The sequence below is a fragment of the Streptomyces lasiicapitis genome (genome assembly GCF_014646335.1).
GTDB classification, from domain to species: Bacteria; Actinomycetota; Actinomycetes; order Streptomycetales; family Streptomycetaceae; genus Streptomyces; species Streptomyces lasiicapitis.
On sequence record NZ_BMNG01000007.1, the window covers coordinates 366,894 to 388,917 of the forward strand.

At 70.6% G+C, this 22,024-nt stretch carries 25 protein-coding genes and 1 pseudogene; 11 read left to right on the top strand and 15 right to left on the bottom strand.

The window, feature by feature from the left end; genetic code table 11:
• Positions 1–127 precede the first annotated feature (127 nt).
• Positions 128–541 (bottom strand): VOC family protein, encoded by a 414-nt coding sequence (locus tag IEY91_RS17940; protein ID WP_164327609.1) that lies wholly within the window; start codon positions 539–541, stop codon positions 128–130.
• A gap of 10 nt (positions 542–551) precedes the next feature.
• Entirely contained in the window at positions 552–995 is a 444-nt protein-coding gene (locus IEY91_RS17945; RefSeq protein ID WP_164327608.1) for a helix-turn-helix transcriptional regulator, read from the bottom strand.
• 162 nt (positions 996–1,157) lie between these two features.
• Between IEY91_RS17945 and IEY91_RS17950 the strand changes: the two genes are divergently transcribed.
• Positions 1,158–1,829: a Rossmann-fold NAD(P)-binding domain-containing protein gene (locus IEY91_RS17950; protein ID WP_164327607.1), complete on the top strand. Its 672-nt coding sequence runs from the start codon at positions 1,158–1,160 to the stop codon at positions 1,827–1,829.
• Between the two features lie 112 nt (positions 1,830–1,941).
• Positions 1,942–2,835 (top strand): alpha/beta fold hydrolase, encoded by an 894-nt coding sequence (locus IEY91_RS17955; RefSeq protein ID WP_189174748.1) that lies wholly within the window; start codon positions 1,942–1,944, stop codon positions 2,833–2,835.
• A 28-nt stretch (positions 2,836–2,863) separates the two neighbouring features.
• Here the strand turns inward: IEY91_RS17955 and IEY91_RS17960 are convergent, their stop codons facing one another.
• Positions 2,864–3,655: an alpha/beta fold hydrolase gene (locus IEY91_RS17960; protein WP_189174749.1), complete on the bottom strand. Its 792-nt coding sequence runs from the start codon at positions 3,653–3,655 to the stop codon at positions 2,864–2,866.
• Between the two features lie 202 nt (positions 3,656–3,857).
• Here IEY91_RS17960 and IEY91_RS17965 point away from each other — a divergent pair, with 202 nt between their 5' ends.
• Positions 3,858–4,754, top strand: a complete 897-nt coding sequence (locus IEY91_RS17965) for a LysR family transcriptional regulator (RefSeq protein ID WP_189174750.1) — start codon at positions 3,858–3,860, stop codon at positions 4,752–4,754.
• Positions 4,755–4,790: 36 nt separating this feature from the next.
• Here the strand turns inward: IEY91_RS17965 and IEY91_RS17970 are convergent, their stop codons facing one another.
• The 3 genes from IEY91_RS17970 to IEY91_RS17980 form a co-directional block, all read right to left on the bottom strand.
• Entirely contained in the window at positions 4,791–5,657 is an 867-nt protein-coding gene (locus tag IEY91_RS17970) for an AraC family transcriptional regulator (RefSeq protein ID WP_189174751.1), read from the bottom strand.
• Between the two features lie 133 nt (positions 5,658–5,790).
• Positions 5,791–6,180: a VOC family protein gene (locus IEY91_RS17975; RefSeq protein WP_189174752.1), complete on the bottom strand. Its 390-nt coding sequence runs from the start codon at positions 6,178–6,180 to the stop codon at positions 5,791–5,793.
• Positions 6,181–6,189: 9 nt separating this feature from the next.
• Positions 6,190–6,711, bottom strand: a complete 522-nt coding sequence (locus IEY91_RS17980; protein WP_189174753.1) for a P-loop nucleotide/nucleoside kinase family protein — start codon at positions 6,709–6,711, stop codon at positions 6,190–6,192.
• Between the two features lie 132 nt (positions 6,712–6,843).
• Here IEY91_RS17980 and IEY91_RS17985 point away from each other — a divergent pair, with 132 nt between their 5' ends.
• Positions 6,844–7,326, top strand: coding sequence for a hypothetical protein (locus IEY91_RS17985; protein WP_189174754.1), 483 nt, complete (start codon positions 6,844–6,846; stop codon positions 7,324–7,326).
• Here IEY91_RS17985 and IEY91_RS17990 read toward each other — a convergent pair.
• Together IEY91_RS17990 and IEY91_RS17995 are read right to left on the bottom strand one after the other, a co-directional pair.
• Entirely contained in the window at positions 7,232–7,642 is a 411-nt protein-coding gene (locus tag IEY91_RS17990; RefSeq protein ID WP_189174755.1) for a hypothetical protein, read from the bottom strand. The genes IEY91_RS17985 and IEY91_RS17990 overlap by 95 nt on opposite strands.
• Before the next feature lie 61 nt (positions 7,643–7,703).
• Complete coding sequence (locus IEY91_RS17995; RefSeq protein ID WP_189174756.1) at positions 7,704–9,086, bottom strand: cytochrome P450; 1,383 nt, start codon at positions 9,084–9,086, stop codon at positions 7,704–7,706.
• Positions 9,087–9,330: 244 nt separating this feature from the next.
• On the opposite strand from IEY91_RS17995, the gene IEY91_RS18000 reads away from it, so the two are divergent.
• The 3 genes and pseudogenes from IEY91_RS18000 to IEY91_RS41860 all read left to right on the top strand — a co-directional run.
• Positions 9,331–10,578, top strand: coding sequence for an SLC13 family permease (locus IEY91_RS18000; protein WP_229697048.1), 1,248 nt, complete (start codon positions 9,331–9,333; stop codon positions 10,576–10,578).
• Between the two features lie 114 nt (positions 10,579–10,692).
• Positions 10,693–11,766: an alkene reductase gene (locus IEY91_RS18005; protein WP_164327598.1), complete on the top strand. Its 1,074-nt coding sequence runs from the start codon at positions 10,693–10,695 to the stop codon at positions 11,764–11,766.
• Positions 11,767–11,871: 105 nt separating this feature from the next.
• Positions 11,872–11,970 (top strand): annotated as a pseudogene (locus IEY91_RS41860) (GNAT family N-acetyltransferase); the annotation flags it as partial.
• A 28-nt stretch (positions 11,971–11,998) separates the two neighbouring features.
• On the opposite strand, the gene IEY91_RS18010 reads toward IEY91_RS41860, so the two are convergent.
• Both IEY91_RS18010 and IEY91_RS18015 read right to left on the bottom strand, forming a co-directional pair.
• Positions 11,999–12,565 (bottom strand): DUF4291 domain-containing protein, encoded by a 567-nt coding sequence (locus IEY91_RS18010; RefSeq protein WP_164327596.1) that lies wholly within the window; start codon positions 12,563–12,565, stop codon positions 11,999–12,001.
• A 153-nt stretch (positions 12,566–12,718) separates the two neighbouring features.
• Entirely contained in the window at positions 12,719–13,099 is a 381-nt protein-coding gene (locus IEY91_RS18015; RefSeq protein ID WP_164327595.1) for a VOC family protein, read from the bottom strand.
• 167 nt (positions 13,100–13,266) lie between these two features.
• On the opposite strand from IEY91_RS18015, the gene IEY91_RS18020 reads away from it, so the two are divergent.
• The 3 genes from IEY91_RS18020 to IEY91_RS18030 all read left to right on the top strand — a co-directional run bounded on the left by IEY91_RS18020 (position 13,267) and on the right by IEY91_RS18030 (position 15,345).
• On the top strand, positions 13,267–13,638 hold the full coding sequence (locus IEY91_RS18020) for a hypothetical protein (RefSeq protein ID WP_189174758.1): 372 nt from the start codon (positions 13,267–13,269) through the stop codon (positions 13,636–13,638).
• 213 nt (positions 13,639–13,851) lie between these two features.
• Positions 13,852–14,601 carry a nucleotidyltransferase domain-containing protein gene (locus IEY91_RS18025; protein WP_189174759.1) on the top strand — a complete coding sequence of 250 codons (750 nt, stop codon included), beginning with the start codon at positions 13,852–13,854 and terminating at the stop codon, positions 14,599–14,601.
• A 6-nt stretch (positions 14,602–14,607) separates the two neighbouring features.
• Positions 14,608–15,345, top strand: coding sequence for a nucleotidyltransferase domain-containing protein (locus IEY91_RS18030; RefSeq protein WP_189174760.1), 738 nt, complete (start codon positions 14,608–14,610; stop codon positions 15,343–15,345).
• A 10-nt stretch (positions 15,346–15,355) separates the two neighbouring features.
• On the opposite strand, the gene IEY91_RS18035 is transcribed toward IEY91_RS18030, so the two are convergent.
• The 3 genes from IEY91_RS18035 to IEY91_RS18045 all read right to left on the bottom strand — a co-directional run bounded on the left by IEY91_RS18035 (position 15,356) and on the right by IEY91_RS18045 (position 19,775).
• On the bottom strand, positions 15,356–17,623 hold the full coding sequence (locus IEY91_RS18035; protein WP_229697049.1) for an MGH1-like glycoside hydrolase domain-containing protein: 2,268 nt from the start codon (positions 17,621–17,623) through the stop codon (positions 15,356–15,358).
• Between the two features lie 112 nt (positions 17,624–17,735).
• A complete protein-coding gene (locus tag IEY91_RS18040; RefSeq protein ID WP_189174761.1) occupies positions 17,736–18,473 on the bottom strand; it encodes a S1 family peptidase in 738 nt (245 codons plus the stop codon).
• 312 nt (positions 18,474–18,785) lie between these two features.
• Positions 18,786–19,775 (bottom strand): helix-turn-helix transcriptional regulator, encoded by a 990-nt coding sequence (locus tag IEY91_RS18045; RefSeq protein WP_189174762.1) that lies wholly within the window; start codon positions 19,773–19,775, stop codon positions 18,786–18,788.
• 94 nt (positions 19,776–19,869) lie between these two features.
• Between IEY91_RS18045 and IEY91_RS18050 the strand changes: the two genes are divergently transcribed.
• Positions 19,870–20,268 (top strand): VOC family protein, encoded by a 399-nt coding sequence (locus tag IEY91_RS18050; RefSeq protein ID WP_189174763.1) that lies wholly within the window; start codon positions 19,870–19,872, stop codon positions 20,266–20,268.
• Here the strand turns inward: IEY91_RS18050 and IEY91_RS18055 are convergent.
• Positions 20,182–20,895, bottom strand: coding sequence for an HAD family hydrolase (locus IEY91_RS18055; protein WP_189174764.1), 714 nt, complete (start codon positions 20,893–20,895; stop codon positions 20,182–20,184). The genes IEY91_RS18050 and IEY91_RS18055 overlap by 87 nt on opposite strands.
• Positions 20,896–20,931: 36 nt before the next feature.
• Complete coding sequence (locus tag IEY91_RS18060) at positions 20,932–21,924, bottom strand: LLM class flavin-dependent oxidoreductase (protein WP_189174765.1); 993 nt, start codon at positions 21,922–21,924, stop codon at positions 20,932–20,934.
• Positions 21,925–22,024 lie beyond the last annotated feature (100 nt).

A 22,024-nucleotide genomic window follows, 5' to 3' on the forward strand; every position in this document is an offset into this window, starting at 1 on the left:
CCCGTCTCCGGGGCGGCTCCGCCGCCGTCGCCTGGCTGAGTGGCTGGATCGGTGGCTGGCTGGATTCTGCACCAGCTTCGCGCGGTGCGTCCGGCATTCGCCTGGCGGCAGATTTCAGCCGAACGGCTCACTTCACCTGCTGGATGCGGATCATGTTGCCCGAGGGGTCGCGGACTGCGCAGTCGCGAACGCCGTACGGCTGGTCGGTCGGCTCCTGGACGACCTCGACGACGTCGGCGGCCTGGAGCGTCTCGAAGGTGGCGTCGACGTCGGCGGTGGCCAGGACCGTGCCGCCGTAGGTGCCCTTGGCCATCATTTCGGCGATGACGCGGCGCTCGTCGTCGGTGATGCCGGGGTCGGCGCCGGGGGGCGTCAGGACGAGGGAGGTGCCGGGCTGGTCGACGGGGCCGACCGTGATCCAGCGCATCCCCTCGTACCCGACGTCGTTGCGGACCTCGAAGCCGAGGGCGTCGCGGTAGAAGGCCAGGGCGGCCTCCGGGTCGTTGTGCGGCAGGAAGCTCGCGTGCAGTGTGATGTCCATGTCCGTCACGCTAATCGCGGCTCTGGGACCGTGCTTCTTGATTCCTGACCGGTCTGGTCACCTGCTTCGCGACGCAGGCCGGGATGCCCGCGGTCGCGCTCGCCGCCTGGCGCCGGTAGGCGCTGGGGGGCATGCCGACGAGCTCGGTGAAGCGGGTGCTGAAGGTCCCCAGGGACGAGCAGCCGACCTCGAAACAGACCTCCGTGACGCTGAGGTCGCCGCGGCGCAGCAGCGTCATCGCGCGCTCGATGCGCCGCGTCATGAGGTAGCTGTACGGCGACTCGCCGTACGCGGCCCGGAACTCGCGGCTGAGGTGCCCGGCCGACATGTTCGCGCCGCGGGCGAGCGCCTCGACGTCCAGCGGCTGCGCGTACTCACGGTCGATCCGGTCGCGGACGCGGCGCAGCCTGGCGAGGTCACGCAGCCGCTGCTCCGGGTCGGGTCTGCTGGTCACGTACGCGATCGTACGCCCGAGCGGTCGGACCGGGTCGGGGAACGGCGGCATGATCGGATCCGGGGCGCCCGGGCATAGCATCCCCACTCACGGCCCGCCGGATCCGCCACGACCGGGACCCGGCCGGCCACGCCACGCAGACGAGAGGCATGAGGCACACGCATGAAGGCGATCATTTTCGGCGCGACCGGCATGGTCGGCCAGGGCGTCCTGCGGGAGTGCCTGCGCGACCCGGCCGTCACGGACGTCCTGGTGGTCGGCCGGACCCGGATCGACGCGGAGCACCCGAAGCTGAAGCAGCTCGTCCACCGGGACCTGGCCGAACTGATGGCGCGGGACGACACCCAGGAGCAGATGTCCGGCTACGACGCCTGCTTCTTCAACCTCGGCGTCTCCTCGTTCCGCATGACGGAGGACGACTACCGCCGCGTCACCTACGACCTCACCCTGACGGTGGCGCGCGCCCTGTCCGCCTGGAACCCCGGCCTGACCTTCGTCTACGTGTCCGGGCGTGGCACCGACAGCACGGAGAAGGGCCGGGTCATGTGGGCCCGCGTCAAGGGCAGGACGGAGAACGACCTGCTCGCCCTGCCGATGAACACCTATCTCTTCCGTCCGGGCTACATCCAGCCGCTGCACGGCATCAGGTCCAAGACCCGTCTCTACCGCGCCCTGTACGTCGTGGCCGTGCCCCTCTTCCCCGTCATCCGCCGTCTGGCGCCGGAGCAGGTCACCACCACCGAACAGCTGGGCCGCGCGATGATCAACGTCGCCACGGACGGGGCACCCGTCTCCCACCTGGAAACCAAGGACATCAACAAAGCCGCAGCGTGACAGTCGGCCGCCGTGTCCCCCTGGCCATTTCCACCGTAACTCGCGGGGCAAGGGAAAAACGTCAGTCCGCAGCGCGATCTTCAACTGTCCTGAAGCCGCTAGCGTTTTGGGCATGGCTGAACTGAAAGCGCGACTTGTCGGCCCGTCCGGGATCGAGATCGCCTACGAACGTTTCGGTGCGCCCGATGCTCCGCCGGTCCTCCTGATCATGGGAGCGGGCGCGCAAATGATCAATTGGCCGGAGGGGTTCTGCGAAGCGTTGGTGGGCCACGGCCTGCACGTGGTCCGCTTCGACACGCGCGACAGCGGTCGGTCGACGCACTTCCCCGACGCGCCCGTGCCGGATTTCGCGGCGGCCCTGGCCGGTGACCTCTCCACGGCCTCGTACACGCTCTCCGACATGGCGGCCGACACCGTCGGCCTGCTCGACGCGCTCGGTCTCACCGACGTGCACCTCGTCGGCTCGTCCATGGGCGGGATGATCGCGCAGTTGGTCGCCGTCGAACATCCGGACCGGGTGCGCTCGCTGACGTCGATGATGTCCACGACCGGGGAGCCCGGTGTCGGCGAGGCCGATTTCTCGGTGTTCGCCGACCTGGGAGGACCGCCCGACGAGCGGGAGGCGTTCGTCGACTGGCAGACGCGCGCGCTGCGCCTCGCCGCTTCCCCGGGGTACGAGTTCGACGCGGCCACCACGGCCGAGCGGGCCGGACGGATCTTCGACCGGGGGTACGACGCCCTCGGCATCCAGCGGCAGGGCCTCGCGGTCGTGGCGACGGGCGACCGCACCGCACGGCTGCGCTCGCTGCGGGTGCCCACGCTGGTGCTGCACGGCGACTCCGACATCGTGTGCGACGTCGGTGGCGGCCGGGCCACCGCGGCCGCCGTCCCCGGCGCCGAACTCGTGATCCTGGAAGGGATGGGCCACCACCTGCCCAGGGAGTTGTGGCCCGAGGTCGCTACACGCATCGCGGCGCTCGTCCACCGCGTCGAGGAAGGCCGATGACTGAGGTGGGCGCTCCTTCAGCGGCGGGTCATGTGGCGGCGTGGGCGTACGGGGCCATGCGGGCCAGCGCCGCGCGCAGCGCGGTGTTGAACTCGACGGGGCGTTCCTGGTGCGGGAGGTGTCCGGCGCCGGCGATGACGTCGACCTCGGCGCCGGGTGTGAGCGCGGCGCAGGTCCGGGACACTTCCAGGGGGATCTCGGTGTCCAGCTCACCGTGCAGGTAGTGGACCGGCACGCGCAGTCCAGGGAGGTCCGGCCGTGGGTCGTACTGGCCGAGGGAGCGGAAGTGCTGGTCGATGTGGACGCCGGAGTCGAGGATCTGGCGGACCGTCCAGTCGATCAGTGCGGGCGAGGTGCCGGGTGCGTACCACTGCGGCACCCATCCGGCGAGCGTCCCGGCCCGATCGCGGTGCAGGTCGTCGGCCAGCTCGGCCAGCGGCAGCCCCGTCGACGCCCAGTACGCCGTCCCGTCCACCGGGATCAAGCCGCCCAGCAACTCGGGCCTCCGCAGCGCCAGTTCGGTGCCGAAGATCGCGCCGATCGACGAGCCGACGACCACCGGCCGGTCGAGGCGCAGTACGTCGATCAGCGCCACCAGGTCGTCCACCACCCCGGCGAGGGTGTTGCCGAGGACGGGCCGGGACGAGCGCCCGCAGCCCCGCCAGTCGACGGTGACGACCCGGTGGTCCCGGGTGAAGTCGGGCAGTTGGGCGCCCCAGGTCCGGCCGCTGGTCCCCCAGCCGTGCAGGAACAGCAGCGCCGGGCCGGTCCCCTCGTCCTCGTAGTAGAGGGTGGTGTCGTTGACGTCCAGGTAGGGCATGACGGCTTCCTTCCGCCTCGTGGGCCTTGCGGACCGCGCGGTTCGTGATGCCTCCAGCCAACCGTGATCACCGCCGCCGACCAATGATCGATCCGCGTCTACACTGATCGCGAACGGTGATCAATGCCCGCCACGGCGGACAGGGCGATCAATGCCTGTCACAGCGGGCAGGAGCAGGAAGCGGACAGGAAGACCCGGGACCATGGAGCTGCGTCAGCTGCGCTACTTCCTCACGGTGGCGGAGGAGTTGCACTTCGGCCGTGCCGCCGAGCGGCTGCACATCGTGCAGTCCGCGGTCAGCCAGCAGCTCCGTCGGCTCGAACGCGAGCTGGACGCCGAGCTGTTCACCCGCTCCACCCGCGTCGTCCGCCTCACCGAGGCCGGCCACCGCCTCCTGCCGTACGCCAGGGAGATGCTCGCCCTCCAGGCGCGCGCCCGGGAGGCCGTCGACGAACTGCGCGCCGAACAGTCCGCGACGGTACGTCTCGGCACCAGCTCCGGCCTCGGCGCCCGGCTGGACTCCGTACTCACGGCCTTCACCAGGCGCACCGGCCACGCCCAGTTGGAGCTCGTCACCAGCAGCACCGAGGAACGTCTGGCGCAGGTGCGGTCCGGTGACCTGGACGCGGCTCTGCTGCGCGGCGAACGTACCGAACCCGGCCTTGAGTTCCTGCCGCTGTGGCAGGACCCGCTGGTGGCGGCGCTGCCCGCGGGCCACGAGCTCGCCGCGCGGCAGACCGTCGAGCTGGCCCGGCTCGCGGACCTGCCGCTGCGGCTCGCCGCCCGCTCCCGCAACCCAGCGCTGCACGACCTGGTGATGGTGTCCTGCCGGGCCGCCGGGTACACGCCCGTCCTGGGCCCGGAGTTCACCAACGACCAGGACACCCTCGCCGCCATCGGCCACGGCAGACCGTCCTGGACGGTCTTCTACGCCCCGCACGCCGATCAACTCCCCGTTCCCGGCGTGGTGTTCCGCCCCCTGAGCGACCCGGAGCCCGTCATGCGGACCTACCTCGCGGTGCGCAGCGGTCCGCCGCGGGCGGCGCTGCGTGACCTGATCGAATCCTGCTACGAGGCGGTCGACGGGGCCCCGACGTAGGAGTCGGAACCCCGACGTGGGGCCGCGTCGTCCGCTTCAGCCCTGTTCCCGCTCCACCGGAAGCCACAGTTCGGCGTCGGCCTCGGTCCTGTCGTCCGACAGGCGGGTGCGCAGGATCTCCGGGCCGGGGCGGCTGCGGTACGGGTTGGACGGGAACCACTCCGTGAACACGTCCCGCCACAACTCCTGGATGGCCTGCGGGGCCGGCCCGGAGGTGGTGAACACCGCCCAGGAACCGGCCGGGACAGGCAGCACCGCGGTGCCTTCGGGGGCGTCCGCCGACGTGATCACCCCCTGGTAGTAGTCGAGCTCCGTGCCTTCGGCGCGGCTCGGGTCCAGGTCGTCGCAGACCGCGAGCACTCCTTGCGGCGCCTGGTCCGACAGCTTCTCCAGGCTCTCCAGGGCCCGCGGATCGATCCCGCGGACGAAGTCGATGATCGCCTGGTTCGGCCCCCTGTGCACCAGTGGCACCCGGGTCTTGAAGCCGACGACGCTGAAGTCCGGCCTGTCCACTACGCGATAGCGCATGCTGCTGCTCCCTTCGACGGTGAGGCGGAAGGTCAACCGGGGCTGGGAGACGAGTGCGGAGCCGTCGCGCCGGGCCTCGCCGGGGCCGACCCCGTGCATGGCACGGAACGCCCGCGCGAACGCCTCGCCCGAGCCGTAGCCGTAACGCACCGCGATCTCCAGGAGCGACTCGTTCCCCGCCAGCACCTCGGCACCCGCCACGGTCAGCCGGCGGCGCCGGACGTACTCCGACAGCGGCATGCCCGCGAGCGCGGAGAACATCCGGCGCAGGTGGTACTCCGAGGTGGCCGCGACGCGCGCGAGGTCGGCCACGTCGATGCTCTGGTCGAGGCGGCGCTCGATGTGCTCCAGGGCCTGGTTGAGACGCTCCAGCATTCCCGCTCCCTTTCCTCTTTCCCGGTCCCCTTCCTCTTTCGCGATCACCACGCTAGGCAGCGGGCACCCTGCCGGACCCGACATCCTGTGCCCGATCCGGTCGGGTACGTGCGCCGGACCACAGGTGTGCCGCTCAGGGGTGGCGGCTCGCGAGGACGCAGAACTCGTTCCCCTCCGGGTCGGCGAGCGTGACCCAGCTCTCGTCGCCGCTCTGGCCGACGTCGGCGTGCCGGGCTCCCAGGTCGAGCAGGCGGCGAACCTCTTCGTCCCGCTCCCTGTCGGTCGGGTTGACGTCCAGGTGGAGCCTGTTCTTGACGGTCTTGCCCTCGGGCACACGCGCGAAGGTCAACGTCGGCGGCACCGGGCCGGGTCGGCTCCTGCCTTCAGGCACGGCAGGCGAGCCGATGGTGACAAGTCCGTCTTCCTCGTCCTGCACCTCGTACACAAGGACCGCGCACCAGAACCGGGCGAGAGCGTGGGGATCGGCGCAGTCGATCGCGAGCTCGGTGAACTTGCTGGCCATGTCAGGACCTCAACTCTTGACGGCCTCTGCGATGTGCTGGGCGGCCTGGGCGGGTGTGAGACGCGTGGTGTCGACGACCTCGGCCGCGCCGTGCAGCCATGTGCGGGCCGCCTCGGCGTACGGCTTGAGGTATTGGAGACGGAACGGAGAGGGGCCGAGAACGGTGTCCCCCTCGATGCGGCTACGGAGGGTGTCCTGGTCGGCGTGGAGCACGAAGTGCCGTACGGGGACAGCATGTTGGGCGAGACCCTCGCTGATCTCGCGCCAGTACTCCTCGACCAGGACGGTCATGGGCATCACCAGAGTGCCGCCGGTGTAGTCGAGTACGCGGCGGGCGGTCTCGACGACGAGCGGCCGCCACGGCGGCCAGTCCTGGAAGTTGCCCGTCCAGGGCAGCCCCGGCGTGATGTCCATGAGTGTCTCGCCGACCTTCTCGGCGTCGAACACCCGTGAATCCGGGATCAGTTGCTGCACGAGCGCGCCGGTCGTCGTCTTGCCCGCGCCGTGGGTGCCGTTGAGCCATACGATCATGCGGCCCTACGCTAGCGCGCGGGCCGCGTCGATGAGGCGGTGCCGCCCGTCCCGCACGTGCCGTGACGCACCTGTTGCAGGAATCGTGGGCTCCGCCACAGCGGTCACGATCTGCACTGCTTGACTCGGCGGATGGACCATTTCCTCCTCCTCGTGCCGCTGGTTCTGATCGGCCTGATCGCCGTCTTCGGTTTCGTCGGCTACGGCTGCGGCACGCTGGGCAGGATCGGCCTCCGTCAGGCCGACCGGGAGACATGGCTCCGGAGCTGTGCCGCCCTCCTCTGCGCGGCGGCGGCCGCCACGTACATCTGGGGCCTGCTCGGCGTGACCGGCGCGGTCGTCGAGGCGGAGGACGGCGGCACCGACTCGGCACCGATCCGGTCCTGTCGTACACCGGGCTGGCAGGAGCGGGAGGCGACCGCCGGCATCATCGACTACACGGTCGACTATGTGCCGCTCCGCTTCGTCTGCGAGACGAGTGACGGCGGCAGCTACGCGACCGACGCCGCTCCCGGTTACGTCAATCCGGCCGCGCTGGGTTTCGCGCTCGCAGCGCTGGGCGTCGGGGCTGCGGCTCGCTGGTCGAGGCAGCACGGGCCGTCCGATAGCGCGTGATCAATGTGGTGAGTTGTGGGTTGAAGCCCTCCGCGGCCTCCAGGGCTGCTTCCGGCAGCGGGTCGTCCGGGGCGTAGCCGAGGGCCGGGTGGCCCGCGAGGTGGTCGCACAGGGCGTCGAGATGGTCCAGGAGGGCGGCATCGCGCGCCTGGTCGGGGGTGAGGGCGCGCAGCCACGCGAAGCGCGCGGCGGGGGCGTCGGGGCGGGGCGGCAGGGCGCGGCGCAGGCTTCCGGCGCGCGCGGACAGGGTGTTCCACACCGGCACGCGCAGGACTGCGACCAGGTCCCCGGGGGCGGCTTCCACGGTGGTGGTCATGTACTCACGCTCGCAGAAGGCACTGACATCGGCCCGCGCCCGGGGCGGCGAGTCAGGTGCGTCAGCCGTCCGGGGCGGCCGGGTGCGGCAGGCGGGGGCACGGTTCTGTACGGGGACGGGGGCTCACGAGCATGTGGATGTCGTCGGCCGCCCACAGCACGAACCGTTCGATCGGGGTCACCGTCTCGTGTCCCGGCGCGGGCCGGATCCGGAAGCGCTTGAGCAGGACGGCCAGGATCAGTTCGGCCTCGACCATGGCCAGGACAGCGCCCTCGCAGCTCCGGGGACCGAGGCCGAAGGGGATGTAGGCGAGCTTCGGGCGCTTGGCGATCTCCTCCGGGGAGAATCGCTCGGGCTCGAACTTCTCCGGCTCCGGCCAGTACTCGGGGTTCATGTGGACGGCCCAGAACGGGTAGAAGATCGTCGTCCCGGCCGGGATCTCGTGGTCGCCGAGGACGAGGGTCTCGGTCGTCTCGCGGGCGCCGTACGGACCGGGCGGGTACAGCCGCATGGACTCCTTGAGGGCCATTTCCAGGTACGTGAGTCGCCGCAGGTCGGCGTACTCGGGGGCCGCGCGGTCACCGAGAACGCCGTCCAGTTCGTCGGCGACGCGGGCGGCCGCCTCGGGGTGGCGGGCCAGGAGGTGCAGCGTCCAGGAGACGGCCACGCCGGTGGTGTGGTGGGCGGCCAGCATCGTCACCATGACGGTGTCGCGGATCCGCGCGGGGCTCTCACCGGCCTCGACGAGCGCCCCGATCAGGTCGCTCTTGTCCGTACGGCCGCCGGAACGGTGCGCCGCGACCACCCGGTCGACCGTCGCGCGCAGGTAGGCCAGGGCCTCGCCCGCGCGCCGGGCGCGCTCGTCCTGCGTACCCGGGACCGGTACTTCATAGAGCCGTCCCAGGTATTCGGTGAGGACCTCTTCGAAGGCGGCGACGACCCGGTCCGGGTCCGTGGCCTCGCTGTCGCCTCCGAGGGCGTATTCGCTGATCATCCGCAGGGTGAGGGCGGTGAGGTCCTTCTGCAGTTCGACGGGATCGCCGTCGGTCCGCGCGGACCGCGCGGCCCAGTCGTCCGCGAGCTCCGTTGTCAGCTCGGTGAACCGGGCGAAGTGCCGTTCGTGGGACGGGCGCCCGGCGAGGACCGAAAGCAGCAGCCGACGCAACGGCGTGTGCTCGTCGGCCGGGATCACCTGGAGGTTGCCTGCCTCGCAGAGCGGGGCCAGGAACTCGAAGAGGCGCTCCGGTCGTTTGTTGATGTGTGCGGTCGCTTCCAGCAGCACGGGGTCGGCGACCGATACGGCTGTTCCGGCGCCGGGCAGTTGGAACCGCACGACGGGGCCGTACTCGGCGTGTAATCGCAACTGGTACGTGTGCAGCCCGCCCGCCGCCGTGATGGCACCCACACCGTCGTCCGCCCGTGGCTCGGGGCCAGGGATCGTCATGGTCACGCCTCCTAGCTGCCGGTTGACGCTTGGATCGAGCTCGCGCCTTTGCCATCGCGTTTGCCGTTGCTTTGGCTGTCGCCGTTGCTTTCGCCTTCGGCGAGTGTCCCCATGGTGCCTCCTCCCCCGTCGCGCGCCTCACCACACGGATCACTGTCGCCACAGTGGCCATCGCCATACCCACCGACGACGGGTCGGCGGGGCGGTGGTCCGGCCCGGACGCGCGGCATGAATGATCGAGGTCATGCTCCTCGAGTCCCTGTCCGTCGCGGCACTGGTCGTGATCCTTGTGTGTGCCGTCGTCCGCCCCTTCGGGTGGCCGGAGGCGGTCTTCGCGGTGCCCGCCGCCGGTCTCGTGATCGTCACAGGGGCGATCCCGCTGGACGACGTGAGCGAGGAGGCCACCCGGCTCGGGCCGGTGATCGGCTTCCTCGCCGCCGTCCTCGTACTCGCGAAACTCTGCGACGACGAGGGGCTCTTCCGGGCATGCGGGACCTGGATGGCGAGTTGGGCGCGGCACCGGCCGCGACGGCTGCTGGGGGCGGTCTTCGCGCTCGCCTCGGTGGTCACCGCCGCGCTCAGTCTCGATGCCACGGTGGTCCTGCTGACGCCCGTCGTGTTCGCCACGGCCACCCGCATGGGTACGCCCGCGAAGCCGCACGCCTACGCGTGCGCGCACCTCTCGAACACGGCGTCCCTACTCCTGCCGGTGTCGAACCTGACGAACCTGCTCGCCTTCACCGCCACCGGCCTTACCTTCACCCGCTTCGCGCTGCTGATGCTGCTGCCGTGGGTGGCCGCCATCGCCGTCGAGTACGTCGTGTTCCGGCGCTTCTTCGCCGCCGACCTCGACGCGCCCACCGAGGACGACGGCGCCCGGGAACCCGCGCAGTTGCCCCTGTTCGCGCTGGTGACCGTCGCCGGGACGCTCGTCGGGTTCGCCGTGGCGTCCGCGGTCGGCGTCGACCCGGCGTGGGCCGCGGCGGCGGGCGCCGCGGTCATGGCCGGCCGCGCCCTCGCCCGGCGCCACACCACCCCGGCCGCGATCGCGCGCTCGGCGTCCCTGCCGTTCCTGGCCTTCGTCCTGTGCCTCGGCATCGTCGTACGAGGCGTACTCGACAACGGACTCGGCGACGCCCTCGGCCATGCCCTGCCCGACGGCTCCTCGCTGCCCGCCCTCCTCGGCACCGCCGCACTCGCCGCCGTCCTCGCGAACCTGATCAACAATCTGCCGGCGGTACTCGCCCTCGCCCCGCTGGCGGCCCCGTCCGGGCCGGGTGCCGTCCTCGCCGTCCTCCTCGGCGTGAACATCGGCCCGAACCTCACGTACGCGGGATCCCTGGCCACGCTCTTGTGGCGGCGCATCACCCACCACCATGAACACGACGTCCAGCTCAAGGAGTTCACGCTCCTCGGCGTCCTCACCGTCCCCCTCGCGCTGTTCGTCTCGACGCTCGCGTTGTGGGTCTCGCTGAGGATCAGCGGTACGTGAGCGCGGGCGGCGTGAAGCGCGTCAGCGGAAACACTTGCCTCTGACGTCAACGTCAGGTTTTAGCGTGGTTGACGAACCACCGCACTCGTTCGGCACAACGCGAAGGACACCACTGTGACCAGCCTGTTCGACAGCTACCGGCTCGGAAACCTCACGCTCCCGAACCGCATCGTCATGGCGCCCATGACGCGCGCCCGCGCGTCCGACGACGGCATGCCCGGCGCGAGCGCGGGGACGTACTACGCGCAGCGGGCCACCGCCGGACTCATCGTCAGCGAGGGGATCCAGCCCAGCCTGATCGGTCAGTCCAACCCGAACACCCCCGGTCTGCACACCGACGAACAAGTCGCCGCGTGGCGGCCGGTGACCGCCGCCGTCCACACCAACGGCGGCCGCATCTTCGCCCAGCTCATGCACGGCGGCCGCGTCGGCCACCCCGACGTCGCCGGTCAGCACCCCGTCGCGCCCTCCGCGATCGCCCTGGAAGCCCCGCTGTTCACCGGCCCCCGCGGCCGTCGGCCCGCCCCGGTCCCGCGTGCCCTGTCCACCGCCGAAGTCAGGGGCGAGGTGCAGGTCTTCGCCGACGCCGCCCGACGCGCCGTCGACGCCGGGTTCGACGGCGTCGAGCTCCACGGGGCCAACGGCTACCTCATCAATCAGTTCCTCTCCTCCAACACCAACCAGCGCACCGACGCGTACGGAGGATCCGTCACCGGCCGCATCCGCTTCGCCGTCGAAGCCGCCGAGGCGGCAGCCGACGCCATCGGGGCCGACCGCGTCGGCATCCGCCTCTCCCCCGGCGGCCACGTCTGGGACATCGCCGAGGACGACGTCCCCGAGCACTACACCGCCCTCGTCGAGGCCCTGGCCCCCCTCGGGCTCGCCTACCTCCACGTCCTCGTCACCACCGAGGAGGACACCCTCATCGCCCTGCGCAAGGCCTGGCCGGGCGCCTACATCATCAACCCCGGCGGCCAGATCGCCCCGAAGGAGGGCGACCAGGACCAGGGCGAACACTGGCTCACCCAGGGCGCCGACCTCATCAGCTACGGCCGCGCCTACATCGCCAACCCCGACCTGGTCGAACGCTTCCGCACAGGGCTGCCGCTGGAGACCGCCGACCCGGACACGTGGTACCAGGGCGGCGGCGCCACCGGGTACACGACGCACGCCAGCTATCAGCACTGAACCGCTGACTCCGGACCGCACCCGACGGGGGGCCGCGGAAAGGGAATGACAGCGCGGCTCACGTCGGGGAAGACTCGCCGGGTGCGTACTCGTGTCGACGGCGCGGTCCTCGGGCAGGTGTCGGTCGGTGCCGTGGACCGGCGGCACTCCGTCGGATGGGTGTCGTACTGGACGACGGGGTCGGCCCGGGGCCGCGGCACCGCAGGCAACTCCTCCCCTCGCCAGCCGGTCGTCATCCACCCGAGGAAAGGAGGCCTTCCAGCGTCCGCGGCAGTGGATACACCCGCTCTGCGGGGAATAGCCGCTTGGCTTTGGTCGCGTGCCCGGTTTGTGTCATTGTCGCGGCCTTGCGGACCTGGGGGGTGAGGTCGGTGAGGCTGACGATCCAGTCGTCGTTGAATGCGCGGATCAGACGGCGGCCGATGCCGACCTGGATGCTGTAGTGATTCAGTGCCGCTCCGCGCAACGAGCGTTCTGGGTCCCACTGGACATGTACGGCTGCCTGGGCCACAGCTGCCGGATCCGCGGTCGTGAGCACAGCCTGGGACAGAGCGTCCTCCCAGCCCTGCCGGGTTATCCGCACTGCGAGAACACGTTCTTGACCGGGTTTGCGGGCCCAGTTGCTGCGGTGCATCAGCCACAGGAATGAGGGCTTGATCCATGTCATCCTGTGGAATGAGAACGGCGCAACGAAGCGGCCCGCTCTCAGCGCCGCGTCGGCTATGGCAGGCGCGTATGCCTGGTAGACCACGATCGTGTCAGCGTCGTAGTCTGCGCGAATCTGGTACTGGGATGCCATGCGTCGCACCCTGCCATCCGCTCCACTCGCATCGCGAACCATTTCTCCTGCCCTCGGCCGGTCCGCATGTGATGGCCGATCCACGGCCTACGGCCTGCCCTCAAAGCGAGGTCAGGTGCAAGTCGTTGATGACGCCGCCACTCCCTCACTTGCTCAAAGCGGGTTGAGGCGGGTCTTGAGCAGGCAGAACTCATTGCCTTCGGGGTCGGTCAGGACGTGCCACTGCTCCTCCCCCGTCTGGCCGATGTCGGCCGGGCGCGCACCGAGTTGCAGAAGCCGCTCGAGCTCGGCGTCCTGGTCGCGGTCCGTGGCGTTGACGTCGATGTGCAGCCGGGACTTCCCCTTCTCCGGCTCATCCCGGTAGCTGAGGATGATCGTCGGCTGCGGACCACCGAACCCTTCGCGCGGCCCGATCTCCAGCGTGCCGTCGTCCTCGCGATCGAGCACGACGAAGTCCAGGACCTCGCACCAGAACCGAGCCAGCAGCTCGGGGTCGCGGCAACCGAGCACGAGCTCACTGATACGGCATGCCATAAGAAACCTGCTCTCATCCTCGGCACTGCCGGCGAGGCCACACGCGAACCTCATGGGCTCCCAGCAGTGAAAACGATCTCGGCGACCGTACCGGACGAGGCGAGCACGGGTGAAGATCTCAGGGGCGCGAATTGGTTCGCCGGGAGTGCTCCGGCAGGATCTCCCGCATGATCCAAGAGAAGCTGGACGTACTCTCGCAGATGATGGCCGAGCACATGGCCATGCCGTTTCCGCCGGGCTTTCGCGGCCTGGACATCGAGGACCAGGACATGGTGATGCTTGGTGCGGACGCTTATGGCTACGCCCTGGGCGTCCTCAACGGCCCGCTGGACGAACAGCGCGGCAAAGGCTTGATCCGGCTGACGACCGTGTTCGAGAAGGTTCTCCCGGCGATCGACGGCGAGTACGCGGCCAAGTACTACACGCATGTGCGCGACCTGGCTGTGCTGGCCGCGGAAATCGAGACTCTGCGCGAGAGGAAGCACTCCGGCCAGGAAGGTTCGCCCGGGTTGTGGTCAGGGCGGTTGGATGTGCGGTGACGTCGGCAGCAGCAGCCTCCCCGTTCAACTGCCCGCGAGCGGCGACGATATGGTCGACCCCATGAAGTGATGATCCAGGCACACCTGTCCACCTGACGCCGTCCGAGCCCCCGCTCCGGCGTTCAGAAGGTGTGCCCGCAGCGCCGACGGCACCAACAACACCGGCTGCTCATCATCCACTTCATCCGCTTCACGACGATCGGAACCACATCGATGACCGACGACGACCTGTTCCTCGACCGTGTCGCCGACCGCCTCGCCGCCCTTCCCTCCGTGCGCGCCATCACCCTCGGCGGCTCACGCGCCCAGGGAACTCATACCCCCGACAGTGACTGGGACTTGGCGCTGTACTACCGGGGCGCGTTCGACCCGGACGACCTGCGGGCGCTCGGCTGGGACGGGGAAGTGTCCGAGATCGGCGGCTGGGGCGGTGGAGTGTTCAACGGTGGCGGCTGGTTCACCATCGACGGCCGCAGCGTCGACGTGCACTATCGCGACCTCGACGTGGTCGAACACGAACTGGCCGAAGCGCGGCAAGGCCGCTTCCGCTGGGAGCCGTTGATGTTCCACCTCGCCGGCATCCCCAGCTACCTGGTAGTGGGCGAACTCGCCGTCAACCACGTGCTGCGCGGCACCCTGCCCCGGCCCGAGTACCCGCAGGCCCTGCGCGAGGCCGCGCCGCCCATGTGGCGGGACCGCGCGGCCATGACCCTGCAGTACGCCAAGTCCTCGTACGCACCACGTGGCCAGGCCACCGAGACCGCGGGCGCCATCGCCACCGCCGCCCTGCAGACCGCGCACGCCGTACTGGCCGCCCGCGGCGAATGGGTCACCAACGAGAAGCGGCTCCTGCGGCAGGCGGGGCTGCGCGGTGTCGATGACGTGCTGGCGGGGCTGCGACCGCGGCCCGATGCCCTGGCCCAGGCGATCGCCGACGCGGAGGCGTTGTTCCTGGCACGATGAACGTCCATGAATGATCATGAGACGCCTCAAGCCGAGGCCTTACGACTGGTCCAGGCGCGCTTCCCGCACGCCCTCGGCGCCCTCCTCGGCGGCTCCGCCGCCCACGGCCGCGCCACCCCGACCAGCGATCTCGACGTGGCCATCCTCCTGCCGGACTCGGACTCGGGCTCGGACACCAGCCGACGGGAGGTGGTCCGCCACGGCGGCCGCCTCGCCGAGCTGTTCCTCAACACCCTCGCGGGCGTACCGGAGTTCTTCGCGTGGGACAGAGCACGACGCCGCGGCACCGTCCTCTTCCTGTACGACCAGGGCGTGCCCCTCACCGACCCGTTCGGGCATGTGGCCCGCACGCGGCAACTGGCCCGTGAGGTGCTCGCCTCCGGGCCCCCACCGCTCACCGAGGCCGAGCGGGAACACGGACGTTACGTCCTCACCTGCTTCATGGACGACCTCATCGACACGCCCGCGAGCGACCGCTACGAACAACTGGCCCTCGCCGACCACGCCTTGAGCAAAGCCGTCCATCTGCTCACCGCCCACCACAACGCCTGGACGGGCATCGGCAAATGGCTTCCGCGCAGACTGCTCGACGCGGATCCGGTGCGCGGGAAGGCGCTGCTGGACGGCCAGTTGGCCGTGGCCGAGCGGGCCGACCCCGGTCCGTTGACGGCCGCGGTCGAGGAAGTGCTGGGGCTGCTCGGCGGGCCCCTGCGCGAGGGGTACGCCCACGCATGGAGCCCGTGAAGCGGCCCCCTCAGCGCCGGCTCAGCATCGGCAGCAGCACCGCCGCCGACCAGCTGAAGTTGGGTGAGTTCAGGGGTGCGCCGGTCAAGGGGTCGTAGTTCTCCATCACCGGGCTGCGGGACGACAGTCCGTGTGCGGTGGTGAGGAGCCGGTCCGTCAGGGCGCGGGCCTGCGCCGCGTAGCCGTACCGCCGTAGTCCCGCCTGCGCGAAGTACGCCTGGTCGAGCCAGACCGGGCCGCGCCAGTAGCGCTGCGGGGCGAAGTAGGGCGAGCTACGGGCGACGGTCGAGAAGGGCACGGGGGTGGCGAACTCGTTCGGGTCCGTCAGTCTGTCGCGTACGGCGGCCGCCTGCGCGGGCGTTGCCGTGCCGGTCCAGAGGGGGATCGCGCCCTCGATGCCCCGGCCCCGCGCGGTGAGCGGCTCGCCGCTGTCGAGGGCCGTGTCGTGGAACCAGCCGTCCTTCGGGTCGTACATCCGCGTCCGCACCGCCCGATGCGTGGCGGCCGCTCTGCCGCGCCAGCGCCGCTCCCCCGCGGTGTCCTTCAACTCGCCCGCGATGGACGCGAGATGGCCCTGGTCGGCGGCGAGGTAGGCGTTGAGGTCGACGGACTCCTGGGTGAGCGAGTAGCCGGTCACCGTGCCGGTGGCGTCGTGGTTGGCGACGACGGACGTCCCGAGGGCGGCGTCGAAGCGCGGCGCGTTGTCCATGCCGCTCTCCCAGGCCGCGGCGAGCCGCCGCTGCTCCGTGCTGTCGTTGGCTGGGTCGACCGTCGCGCCGTACTCGGCGAGCCCGTCGCGGTCGTGATCACGGTTGCGGTACCACCAGGCCTGGTACGCGGCCAGCTTCGGATACATCTCGCGCAGGAACGCCCGGTCACCGCTGTGCCGGTAGACCTCCCACACCGCCCACGCGGCCAGCGGCGGCTTGCTGTTGCGTTCGTTCCAGTTGCCTCCGCCGTCGGACGGGTCGTTGTAGAAGACGGCGTCGGGGATCATCCCGGCGTCCTGAGGCCGGGTCGCCGAGGTGGGCCGGATCTGGTGGTCGAACATGGCGCGGATCTGGGACTGCGCGAGCCGAGGGGCGAAGCGGGCCGTGCCGACGGCCTGCTTCCAGGTGTCCCAGGCCCAGACACCGCCGGCGAACCATTTGTACGAGAGGGACGGGCTGATCGCGTCGTGCCTGATCCGACCTGCGGCGGAACGCCAGTTGGTGACCAGGGTCTCCAGCGACTTCACGGCCAGGCGGCGACGGTCGGCCGGGACGCCGCGGGTGACCCCGGCGACGTAGCCACGCCAGCGCGCGTCGCCGGACGCGGCGGTGGTGGCGGGGCGGGCGAGGACGCGGCGCACGGAGGCGGCCTCGCGCGCCCGCTCGGCCGGGGTGAAGGTGTAGCTCTCGGCCCAGTCCAGGGTGCGGGCGGCGCCGGGCGCGAGGGAGAGAGGGGCGGCGAGTTCGCTGCGGTAGGTGTCACCCGTGACGGTCGTGCGGACGGGGGCACGGTGGGTGACCTCGAAGCGCTCGGTGCCGTCGGTGAGGTAGTCCCACTTCTCCCGGACCCGGGCGAAGCCGACGGCGACACCTCTGGGCGTGGCCGTCAGGGCGGGCGCGTCGCGTTGGGGCGGCGCCTCGGGGCGCAGCAACGTGCCGGTCCAGTCGGCGGCGAGGGTGCGCGGCGCCCGGCCGGTGTTCTGGATCCGGGCCCTGACCAGGGCGGTTCGGTCGGTGGCGAAGCGCAGTTCCAGGGTGAGGCGGAGGCCGTCGAGGCGGTACGTCTGGCGCAGCAGTCCGGGCAGTGAGGTGAGGCGTGGGGTGCCTCGGGCGGCGAGGTCCAGTGCCTTGCCCGCCTCGGTGAGCCGGATCCGGCTGAAGGACTTGCTCAGCCACCAGGGGTATTCCTGGGCGATGTGCAGCGGGCCGGTGAAGCCCCCGTACGTCGACGGGTCGCTCGCCGACGGCAGCGCGTAGGCGTGCCAGGCGCCGCGGTCGGCGAAGACGTTGAGCGGGTTGAACTCGCCGGGGTCGGCGGAGGCCGGCACGCCTTGGAGGTCGAGGACGTCGGCGTACGAGGAGGGGGTGCCGTTCGCGTACGAGGCGGGGGTGCCGTCCGTGTCCGGCGGGGCTGACTTCTCGTACCCCGAAGCGCTAGTTGCTGCCCCACGCGCCGGCTGCCGCACCTCCCCGCCCGCCGATTGCCGCGCGTCGGCGGCGGGGACGAAGCCGACGGCCATGGTGAGGGCGAAGGCTGCGGCGGTCAGGACACGCGGGCGGGGACGCAACGTGAGGGGCTCCGGTCTCTGGGGTGCTGCGGGACGGGGACCGGGCCCGCGGCGTCAACGGCCGCGGGCCCGGCGTCACTCGGACTTCGAACTCAACACTTGGAACTCGAACTCAGACTCCGGCCACGCTCTGGATCCAGGAGCGGTACGCCGTCAGGTTCGTGTAGGCCGTCGTGGTCTGGCGGTCGCTGGTGGACGCGACGCCGACCTGGATGCCGTTCGCCATCATCGGGCCGCCCGAGTCGCCGCCCGCGGTGATGCCGTTGCCGCGCCGGGCGCAGATGGCCTGGCCCTGGTAGGCGTCGCGGCAGCCGCCGGTGACGACGACGTCGGCGACCTTCAGGAGCCGGGACTGGCAGTTGATCTCGGAGCCGCACTGGGACGTCGCGCCCCAGCCGTACACCTGCACGGTCTGGCCCACCGTCACGGAACCCGGCTGGCCGAGGCGGGCGTAGGTGGCCGACACGGAGCGGTCGAGCTTGACCAGGGACAGGTCGGAGCTCGCGTTGTTGTGGACGCTGACGGCGTTGGCCGTGGTGCCGCCCGTGGTCTGGTCGAGGCTGCCGATGCGGAACGAGAGGCCGCCGCCGCTGACGCAGTGCTTCGCGGTGAGGATCCAGGTCGGGGCGATGATCGTGGCGCTGCAGGTCTGGCGGCCGTTGGAGAAGAGCCGGGCCGCCCAGGGGGCGTTGCTGGCGTAGCCGCCGCCGATGATCGGATGGGCGGAGGTGCCCGTCGCGACGGCGGGGGCGTTCGCGCTGGGTGCCGTCTGCGCCGATGCCGTGGGGGCGAGCCCGAGGACGGCGATGGCGGTGGCCGCGAGCGCGGGGACGAGTCTGGATATTCGCACGTTCGTCTCCATTGTGTGGGGGTTGGAGCGTCCTTCATAAGGACTTCATGGGGACTTGACCGCATAGGTATGCGGTCGGGGCGCACGCACGACAGGCGGGTTGAGCTATGGCGCGTGCATGCCATGTTCGGCTGGGGCGAATGTGACAGAGGAATCGTTGCCCACGCAAGAGGTTGTTCCGCCGAACTCGGCGGCGTGGGCGCCGAGTTCGCCGGGTTTTGGATCAACGTTGCAGTGTGCACTTGCAGCTTCGGGCATACCCAAGCGACTAACTGGTCTGCACCGTCAGGCACCCCGCAGCAGTTGACGACGTCAGGCTTGGCGGGCGGAGGTGGCGAGCCGGTCGGCGAGTGCGATGACGAGGTCTCGGAGTTCGTCCGGTCGCTCGATGACGAACGGCAGGTCGAGTGAGGCGAGTACGGGAGGCAGCCAGTCGAGCCGCTCTGCTCTCAATTCGACGTGGAGCCAACGCGCTGTGTCCGGATCTGTTCCTTCCGCGGGCGCGGGCGCCTCCACGCTCGCGACGCTGGCGGGGAGTCGGGTGCGGATCTGTTCGACCGTCCCGTGGATCCGCAGGGTCACCTCGTACCGGTACGCCGCCTTGGCGAGCCCTGACAGGACGCGCTGAACCGGATCGAGTCCAGCGGGCGGCTCGAAGGAGCCCGGCAGCGTCCTCGCGTCCGCGATGCGATCGAGCCGGAAGGTCCGGTCGTGGCCGATCCCGGGATCGGTGCCCGTGACGTACCACCGGCCCGCATGGGTGACGATCCCGTACGGGTGCAGCGTGCGTGTGCTTCGTCGGCCGTCGCGGGTGGTGTACCTGATCGAGATCGGGCGGCGTTGGCGTACCGCATCGGCGATGGCGAGCAGGACCCCTGTCTCCGGGGTGGCCGACTCGCCGGGCGGAGCCGTGAAGGCGAGGGATTCCATGACGGCGTCGAGCCGACGGGCCAGGCGCTCGGGCAGTGCCCGGCGGATCTTGGCCGCTGCCGTCTCGCCCGCGGTCTCAGTCGCCGTCAGCAACCCCGTCCTGCGGCCGGCGACGAGGCCGAGCAGCACGGCGAGCGCCTCGTCGTCGTTGAGCATGAGCGGGGGCAGGCGATACCCGGGGGCGAGCCGGTACCCGCCATAGCGGCCACGGACCGCCTCGACGGGAATGTCGAGGTCGACCAGGTGGGCCACGTACCGCCGCACGGTGCGCCCGTCGACGCCGAGCCGGTCGGCGAGTTCGGCCACCGTTCTGATACCGCCCGACTGAAGGAGTTCCAGGAGGGTGAGGACACGGCTGGTAGGTCGAGCCATGGCCAAGACCTTAGCGTTGATACCGGACCGATTCTGTCCACTATTTGCTTTAGCGTCCGAGGTGCAACGGCTTCACCAACCCGAGGAGAGCGCCATGGACTTCGTTTCGATCCGGATCATCACCGGCGACATCGCGCGCCTCGTGGACTTCTACGAGCGAGCCACCGGAGTGCGGGCGGACTGGTCCACCGAGGACTTCGCCGAGATACAGACCGCCGGCGCGACCCTCGCGATCGGCAGCACCCGCACCGTGGCACTGTTCGCGCCCGGCTCCGCCCGTCCGGCCGACAACAGCACCGTGATCATCGAGTTCCTCGTCGCCGACGTGGACGGCGTATACCGGAACCTTGCCGAATTCGTCGCCGACTTCGTGACCGAGCCCACCACGATGCCCTGGGGCAACCGGTCACTCCTGCTCCGCGACCCCGACGGCAACCTCGTCAACTTCTTCACCCCCGTCACGCCGGCGGCCATCGAGAAGTTCGCTCGCTGACGGCGGCGAACCTCGGGTCGGCAGCCACGCGTCGATGACGGCTGAGAGTTCGTTCTGTCCGGTGAAGAAGTGGCCGTTCATGCCGACGGCCTGAGCCGCGCGGACGTTTTCCTCGCGGTCGTCGACGAAGAGGAAGTCGGCGGGTGCGGCCTGCAGGGCGATGACACAGTGCTGGAAGGCGGCCGGGTCGGGCTTGGCTGCTTTGATCTTTCCGGAGAAGGCGACGTGGTCGAGGCCGTGCAGCCAGGGTTGGGCGGCGAGGAAGACGTCCGCGTGGTCGGCGGGGATGTTGGAGAGCAAGGCGACCTCGGCGCGGTCTCGCAGGGACTGCACGTAGGTGACCATGCCGTCGTCGACGCGGGACCAGCTGTCGATGTCGGTGAGCCGCAGTTCCTCGATCGCGTCGGCGTCGGCGGGGCAGGACAGCGTGTTCAGTACTTCTGTCCAGTACACGGATGCGGTGTGCCGGCCGGCGTCGTAGGGCGGGCGGTGGGTCCAGTAGGCCGTGGTGAAGGCGTCGAGGGAGGAGTGGCAGCGAGCGGCCATCTTCTCCAGTGCGCCCGGGCGTTGGTGGCGGGCTATGACCCCGAAGAGGTCGAAGAGCACGATGCGGCGGTCGGTGGACATGATGGTCGGTTCCTTTGGTATCTCGGAGTGTTCGGTTCAGGGCTTGTGGGGCAGGGCGCGGGCGATCGAGCCGAGTGCGGCCAGGGCGTCGGGGCCCGCCGGGGCGAGGACGACGCTGGTCGCGCCGGCTGCATGGCGGGCGTTGATCGCGTCACGTGCCTGATCGGGGGTGCCGGCGATGCTCAGTTCGCGGACCCAGGCGTCGGGCATGGTCTGGGCGAAGTGCCGGGCGTCGGGGCAGGCGGCGCGGTGTGCGCGCAGTTCGGTGGCGAAGGGCAGCGGGTCGATGTGTGCGGCCCAGCCCGGCTCGCCGATCGCCTCCAGGCCGGCGCGGACGCGGGCGAGGGCGGCTTCCTCGTTGTCATCGACGGCTGCGGCGTCGTAGGTGACGATCTCTGGACGGTTCGCGGAGGCGGCGGGGCCCAGGTGGTGCAAGGAGGCGGTGATGTAGGAGGGGGCCGCGGGCTCGGCCAGGAGGAGTCCGTCGGCGACCTCGCCCGCGGCTTCCTGTGATCTGGGGCCGCGGACGCCCAGGACGACCGGAGGGACGATGTCGGGGGTCTCGGTGAGGACGACGCCTTCACAGCGCACGAAGCGGCCGTTGGCGGGGCCGGGCCTACCGGCGAGAAGCAGGCGCAGCGCGGTCGTGTACTCCTTGAGCAGCGTCAGGGGGCTGGCCGGCCAGGATCCGGCCTGGCGCATCCAGTCGGGCATGCCGTGACCGATGCCGGCGATGAGGCGGCCGGGGTGGAGCTGGGCGAGGGTGGCCAGTTCCATCGCGGCGAAGGACACGTTGCGGGCGCCGGCGGGCAGGATGCCGATGCCGACGGTGATGTTCGTGGTGCCGGCCAGGACGGTGGCGGCCTGTGCGATGCCGCCGCGCCAGCCGAGGTCCTCCACCACCCAGATCTGGTCGAACCCCAGTGCTTCGGCTCGCCGCGCGTAGGGCAGCACGTCGCCGACGGGAAGATCGCGAGGCAGCATGACACCGACACGGCCGCGGGCGGGCAATGCGTGGGGCTCGGGCATCGGGGGGCTCCTTCGGTCGGCTGGGGGTTTCCCTCTCCGGCCCCTGGTGGCCGGGGAGTTGAGGGCTTGTGCGGCACGGGGGTCAGGGACCGTGCCGCAC